Genomic DNA, 266 nt, shown 5'->3' on the forward strand with positions numbered 1-266 from the left:
GGAGAGGTCCACGCCGTCCTTGAACAGCTTGCCCAGCATCTGCGCGTAGCCCTTGGGCAGGCGCGCGATCACCGCGTCGGCGACGCTGCGCCGCGCGGCCTCGGCGATGCGCGCGTGCTCCTCGCGCGCGTCGATGCGGCCCACCGCAATGTTGTCCGCGGCGCTGAGGTAATAACGCACGAAGTCCTGGAAGATCACGCCGATGTTGAGGCGCAGCGTCTCCAGGTCGTACTCCTTGAGCGGATGGCCGTCGAGCAGGATGCGCC

General features: G+C 68.4%; 1 pseudogene. It reads right to left on the reverse strand.

Annotated elements, in window-relative coordinates:
- Positions 1-266: pseudogene (locus ACH65_RS20485) on the reverse strand (ABC transporter ATP-binding protein); the annotation flags it as partial.

The sequence above is a fragment of the Frateuria defendens genome, assembly GCF_001182895.1.
GTDB lineage: Bacteria > Pseudomonadota > Gammaproteobacteria > Xanthomonadales > Rhodanobacteraceae > Frateuria_B > Frateuria_B defendens.